This window comes from Candidatus Stygibacter australis, assembly GCA_030765845.1.
Lineage (GTDB): Bacteria > Cloacimonadota > Cloacimonadia > Cloacimonadales > TCS61 > Stygibacter > Stygibacter australis.
In genome coordinates, this window is record JAVCDJ010000212.1 from 1 (window position 1) to 6,737 (window position 6,737).

Below are 6,737 nucleotides of genomic sequence, written 5' to 3' on the forward strand. Positions count from 1 at the left end.
ATAAGGTTAGTAACAGTGAATAAGTTAGTATCATTTTCGGATCAGTGTAAATTCGCGAAATCCGTCTAATCAGTGTTCTATATTGAATTATTAGACACCCCCTTGCCATCAGCCGAATTTAAAACGATCTTCCAGGAAAATCGACTGCAAGCTTCCTGCTGTGTATGATCTGATCGCCGTATATATATATATATATTCACTTAGCAAAATCATTAACCAGTACCTGAAAGCAGTCATAATCAATATCTCCTCTAAGATATTTACATAGTCAATAACAAATTCAAATATGGAACAACAGCTTAAATGATGTCAAGTTAAATTTACACCATCCAGTGATAAATGTACTTCATAACTACATAGCCTGGAATCCACCCATTTATATTCCAAAATCACAAAATAATTTACTGTCCCAATAAGAGAAGAATCATATAGAGGAGATCCCTATCTAAAACAAATATTATCTACACAGAAAAATAATATATTTTGCTTTTATAACATTTTATCGTGGCATTTAGCGGCTTTTGTAGTTAAAATCTCACCACATTACAAAATATACCAATCGTATTATTCGAAAAAAAATCTTTTAAATCCTGTAACTACCATTTACAATCAAATTATCTTAAAAAATCCCATCTCATCCAGTAATTTATTAATATACCACAATTTATCATACTATTACATCCAACATTCCACTCCCAGTACCCTCCCTGTGGATTCCCTGTGGCTTTTAGAACAAGTTTTGTAAGTTACAGCCCCTGCCCATAACACTTGTTATGTTAATAGCAATTTATTTTATCATGATCCAAATGAATCTTGATTACAACTTATTTACATTTACTGCAAAAAATCAGCAGAGATGTTTGCTCTGGTAACACAATCTCTGAATGGATTTTAAGGATCGCTGACAAATATCATATCTTGAATATAAAATATCCCCTGAGTAAAATATAAAAAAAACATGATCAATCACTGGGAGTAGTTCCTTACAGGCTTTAAATTTATGTTGACGTAAATATGTTATCAAAGAGAAAGTGCTTTTTATCAAAAAGATTACGGCATAATGATGCCTTATGGAGGAATAATGAGAAGAACTATATTATTAGTGATACTGGCAATACTGGGTAGTAGCGCAGTATATGCAGCATCTTTGAGCATAGCTTATATTGATACTGATAGAGTGATGATGGAAAGTCAGGACACTCAGGAAGCACAGCAGCTTTTTCAGGCAGAACAGCAAGCCTGGCAGGATGAAGTAGCAGAAATGGATGCCGAAATCCAAAGACTGCGTGATGACTATGAGCAGAAGAAAATGATCCTTAGAGAAGAAGGAAAAACTGAAGCTCAGAACAGGATCAAAGAACTCGCTGACCAGAGAGATGCCAAAGTAAATGAGATATTTGGTGATAACGGAAAAGCAATGCAGAAAAATGCTGAATTGCTGGAACCCATTCTGGACAAGCTCAAGAACGTAATTGAAGCCATTTCGACTGATGACAATATCGATATCGTGCTTGATGCCTCTACTGGTGGAATTTTATATGCAGTTCCCAGTCTGGATATCACTGATGATGTGATTGAAAGAATGAATAAACTCACAGATGGTGAAACTGATAATTAGAAATGAAAGTCTTTAAGTCTGAGTTTACCCCAGTCATTATTTCCCAGTGGATACCGGGAGAATTGGTTGAGAGGAAAACTATCGAATTGAATAACGTATCAGAGCTTGAAGAAGCAAATGAAAACTCTGTCTGCTTTTACCAGAATAAATCATTTTATGATAAATTGCTTCAGACTAAAGCCGGCTTGATCTTTGTCCCTGCTGATTTTGATGTGAAACTGATAACTGGGTCGAATCTTTTTAAAACAGAAAATCCTTATATTTTTTATATGATGCTGGTTCAGAAATGGCTTGAACTGGATGAACCTTTATTAAAAAAGGAACGTCATCCAAGTTTGGCAATCCATGAAACAGCCGAAATCGCAAAAGACGTGGAACTGGGTGAAAATACAGTAATTGCAGAGGGTGTAAAAATCGGCAGTGGAACCAGAATTGGTGCTAATTGCTATATCGGCATGAACGTGGAGATTGGAGAAAACTGTCATTTTTATGCTAATGTGAATATCTATGAAGATTGCCGGATTGGTAATAAAGTAATACTTCACAGTGGAGTGGTAGTGGGGGCAGATGGTTTTGGCTTCCTGCTTCATCAGGGTAAACAGTTCAAATTACCGCAGGTGGGTAATGTTATCATCCATGACGATGTGGAAATCGGGGCGAATAGCTGCATTGACCGGGCAACTCTGGGATCAACTGTAATTGGTGCAAATACGAAAATTGATAATCTGGTTCAGATCGGACATAATTGCGTGATTGGAAAAAGCACGATCATCTGTGCTCAGGTAGGACTTGCTGGCAATACCACAATAGGTGACAGGGTCTATCTGGCAGGTCAAGTAGGTGCTGCTGGTCACATTTATATCGGTGATGAAGTTATGGTAGGTGCTCAATCCGGTGTTACTGGTAATGTTCCTGCCGGGAAAAAGATTTTTGGTTATCCCGCTCGTGATGCTGGATTAACCAAACGAATTATGGCTTCTGAGAAGCATCTTCCTGAGATTGTGAAGTATTTTCGGAAGAAATTAAAGGAATCTGAATAGTATGAGAGAGTACAAAAGAACTATTAAGAAGAAAGTCAGTTACCGTGGCATTGGTTTACATTCGGGGGAGACATCAACCATAACTTTTAAACCAGCAGATGAAAATGCAGGAATGGTATTTGTCAGAACAGATATGGAAGGTAATCCTGAAATTCCAGCTGATATCGAACATGTAGTTGATATATCGCGCGGAACTACAATTGGGATTGGAAAAGCCACTGTTGCTACTATTGAGCATGTCCTGGCTGCTATCAAAGGTTTAACAATTGATAATATCCGAATAGAAGTCACAGGACCAGAAGTGCCGGTTGCTGATGGCAGTGCCATAGTATATGTGGAATTGCTTAAGCAGGCTGGAATAGTGGAACAATCCAGTATTCGAGAATATTTTGAGATCACTGAAGCAATTTCATTTTCAGCCCCGGCGGACAGCGTGGATATAGTTATTGTCCCTTCGGACAGTCTTAAAATCACATTCATGGTAGATTATCCGCATCAGGCAGTCGGTACTCAATATACCTGGATGCCTTCACTAAAAGTGTTTGAGGAAGATTTCGCTTCTGCTCGTACATTCTGCTTCCTGCATGAAATCCTGGCACTCAAAGCTGCTGGATTGATCAAGGGTGGCTCTTTGGATAATGCTATGGTTGTAGCAGATCCGGAAACTCCGCCAGAACAGATCCAGAAACTTAAAGATATTTTTCATATGGATCAGGAAATAAGTGTAAATTCCAATGGCTTGATCAATGATACACCTCTGCGTTATTACAACGAATTTGTAAGGCACAAAGTGCTTGATCTGATTGGTGATATTGCCCTTTTGGGAGTACCTATCAAAGGACATATCCTAGCAGCAAGATCTGGTCATAAAACTAATGTGGAATTAGTGAAGAAACTTAAGAAAATCTATATGAAGCAGCAGATGCAGATCCAGTACCAGAAAAAGCGTAATCAGAATATAGTATTTGATATTAATGCTATCCAGCGCATATTACCTCATAGATACCCCTTCCTGCTGGTGGATAAAGTAATTGAATTTGTCCCCGGTGAGAGCATAGTGGGCATCAAGAATGTTACTGCTAACGAGCAATTCTTTCAGGGTCATTTTCCTGGACATCCAGTAATGCCAGGGGTTCTTATTGTGGAAGCAATGGCTCAAACTGGTGGAATTATGCTGCTGAATTCAGTAGATAATCCCCAGGAGAGTCTAGCTCTATTCGCTACAATTGATAATGTGCGCTTTAGGAAGCAGGTATTACCTGGAGACGTCTTGCGCTTTGAACTGAAAGTGATCTCTATGAAGCGGGGATTGGCGAAAATGCATGGCGATGCTTTTGTGTTTGATACCAAAGTCTGCGAAGGTGACTTCATGGCGAAAATAGTTAATCGCTAATAAATATATTCTTATTAGGAGCTTAAATGGCGAATTATATCCATCCTTCTGCAATAATTGATGAATCTGCTGTATTAGGTGATAATAATCACATAGGACCCTTCTGCATTATCGGAGAAGATGTAATACTTGGAAACGGCAATAGATTAATGTCCAATGTTCTTATCTACCGTCATACCCGCATGGGTGATAATAACACTTTTCATCATGGAGCTACAGCAGGAACTGACCCTCAGGATCTTAAATATAATGGCGAGCTTACTTATCTTAATATTGGCGACAATAATACATTTAGAGAATTTGTTACCCTTAATAGATCTGCAACTACTGACGAAGATTCCTCTATTGGTTCAAATTGCCTGCTGATGGCGTATGTACATCTGGCACATAACTGCCATGTGGGTAATAATGTAATTCTGGCAAATGCCGTTAATCTCGCTGGTCATATCACTATTGATGATTTTACTTCCGTTGGAGGTATGGTGGCAATCCATCAGTTTGTGAAAATTGGCAAGTATGCCTTTATTGGTGGTAAATCCGGCATTAAAAAAGATATCCCCCCTTTCACCAGAGGTGAAGGATTCCCCTACGAGCTGCATGGATTGAATACTGTAGGTTTACAGAGGAAAGGTTTTACTGCTGAAGAGATCAAGGGGATCAAGGAGATATATCGTATTTTCTACCGTAAAGGATATAATACAGCTCAAGCGATGGCAGAAGCTGAAAAGATTGAATCACCTGCACCCTGGCAGATAGAATTCATTGATTTTGTCCGTAAAGCAGAAAGAGGCATCTGCAGATAATTGCTTAATTAATAAATTTTTGATAAAAAATAAAACCCCCAGGAATTCCTGGGGGTTTTTCTATTTCTAAATATTTACTTTTTCTTTCTTGATGCTAAGCGTTTATTGAAGTATCCAACCAGAATTGGGCTGGCAATAAATATCGAAGAGTATGTACCCACGACCACACCAATCAAAAGAGCAAAAGCAAAATCATTGATCACTGAGCCACCAAAGATATAAAGGCAGAGTACTACCAGGAAAGTAGTCACTGAAGTAATGATGGTTCTGCTCAATGTCTCATTGATTGATTTATTGATAATATCCGCATAGGTTTGTTTACGATATTTCTTGATATCCTCGCGGATCCTGTCAAACACCACAATGGTATCATTAAGAGAGTATCCCACGATGGTTAGCAGGGCAGCAACCACCGGCAGACTGACCTCTTTACCAAAGATGGCAAATATACCTACCGTGATCAAAATATCATGCACCAGTGCTGCAATAGCTGCAATACCAAAAGTGAATTCAAAACGCCACCAGATATATATGATAATTCCCACTAAAGCCCAGAATATAGCAAGTATAGCTTTTCCTTTAAGCTCCTCACCAATCCTTGGTCCCACTTCGTCCTGCTGACGCACAAACGTCTCAGGATTGTAGTTATCAGGGAATTTATTCTGAAGGATCTTAACGATACGATCACCCTTGGTAAATCCGGTTCGGGCTTCTTCCTCGCCAGTAACCTGAGTTTTGATCAGTATCAGTCTCCTGCCTTCCATATCATGCAATTCCTGGATTTCTGTATCAGTTATTTCCTCATCTCTTAATACCTGTCTGATATCTTCTATAGATACTATTGCTGCTGCTTCTGTATTAGGTGTCATCTCAAGTTCCAGTGACAATCCACCAGTAAAATCTATACTGTATTTCAAGCCGCTGATGAACATGAAAATGATACCAATTAAAATCACTGCTCCAGAAATTGCAAAAGCTATATTTCGTTTGCCTATAAAATTTATTTTAGTTTCGCCAAAAAATCTCATCATTCCCCCTATATACTCAGTTTGTCCCGGTTGACGTTGGTGATCATACCATCAAAAATAGCTTTTGCTAAAACTATCGCGCTAAACATTGAACCGACAATACCGATGGAGAGGGTTACTGCAAATCCTTTGATCGGACCTGTACCGAATTGATAAAGTACAAGTGCCGTGATCAGGGTTGTGAGGTTCGCATCGAGAATTGTTACCAATGCTCGGCTGAATCCTGCATCTACTGCTGAACGTACTGTTTTACCTGACTTTAACTCTTCTCTGATCCTCTCAAAAATGATCACATTTGCATCCACGCTCATACCTATGGTCAAGATCAAACCTGCTATTCCCGGCATAGTCAAAGTTCCCTGCAATGAGGTCAATACCGCCAGGATAAAGCCCATATTCATCATCAGGGCGATTACTGCCACTATTCCTGATAAACCATAATAGATTATCATAAATACTACTACCAGTGCCAATCCCAGTAACGCAGCTCTCACACCAGCACGAATACTATCGTTACCAAGTGATGGTCCTACAGTTCTTTCTTCAATTACATTCACTGGCGCAGGAAGATTTCCTGATTCCAGTACGATCACAAGATCTTGAACTTCATCCAGGCTGAATGATCCAGTGATCTGGGCCTGTCCGCTGGGAATTCTATCTTGAATAACCGGAGCAACATAAACTACATTATCGAGCACAATTGCCAGACGACGTTTAATGTTTTGTCCCGTTACAGTTTTAAATATTTTGGCACCCTCTTTATTGAATTCCAATGAAACATAAGGTTTGCCACTAGTCTTGGGATCATATCCCTGACCAATCTTGGTTGAAGCCTTATCCAGTTTATCTCCGCTA

At 39.1% G+C, this 6,737-nt stretch carries 6 protein-coding genes; 4 read left to right on the forward strand and 2 right to left on the reverse strand.

Annotation, left to right across the window (positions count from 1 at the left end; genetic code table 11):
- Positions 1 to 1,081 precede the first annotated feature (1,081 nt).
- From RAO94_11035 to lpxA, 4 genes are read left to right on the forward strand one after another with little or no spacing between them, the layout of a single operon-like run.
- Entirely contained in the window at positions 1,082 to 1,618 is a 537-nt protein-coding gene (locus RAO94_11035; GenBank protein MDP8322874.1) for an OmpH family outer membrane protein, read from the forward strand.
- A gap of 2 nt (positions 1,619 to 1,620) precedes the next feature.
- Positions 1,621 to 2,658 carry a UDP-3-O-(3-hydroxymyristoyl)glucosamine N-acyltransferase gene (lpxD, locus tag RAO94_11040; protein ID MDP8322875.1) on the forward strand — a complete coding sequence of 346 codons (1,038 nt, stop codon included), beginning with the start codon at positions 1,621 to 1,623 and terminating at the stop codon, positions 2,656 to 2,658.
- 1 nt (position 2,659) lies between these two features.
- On the forward strand, positions 2,660 to 4,051 hold the full coding sequence (locus tag RAO94_11045) for a bifunctional UDP-3-O-[3-hydroxymyristoyl] N-acetylglucosamine deacetylase/3-hydroxyacyl-ACP dehydratase (protein ID MDP8322876.1): 1,392 nt from the start codon (positions 2,660 to 2,662) through the stop codon (positions 4,049 to 4,051).
- Between the two features lie 26 nt (positions 4,052 to 4,077).
- Positions 4,078 to 4,854, forward strand: coding sequence for an acyl-ACP--UDP-N-acetylglucosamine O-acyltransferase (gene lpxA, locus RAO94_11050; GenBank protein MDP8322877.1), 777 nt, complete (start codon positions 4,078 to 4,080; stop codon positions 4,852 to 4,854).
- 74 nt (positions 4,855 to 4,928) lie between these two features.
- On the opposite strand, the gene secF is transcribed toward lpxA, so the two are convergent.
- Together secF and secD are read right to left on the reverse strand one after the other, a co-directional pair.
- Positions 4,929 to 5,885, reverse strand: a complete 957-nt coding sequence (secF, locus tag RAO94_11055) for a protein translocase subunit SecF (protein ID MDP8322878.1) — start codon at positions 5,883 to 5,885, stop codon at positions 4,929 to 4,931.
- A 5-nt stretch (positions 5,886 to 5,890) separates the two neighbouring features.
- The coding region (gene secD / locus RAO94_11060) for a protein translocase subunit SecD (GenBank protein MDP8322879.1) at positions 5,891 to 6,737 on the reverse strand (847 nt) is incomplete at its 5' end.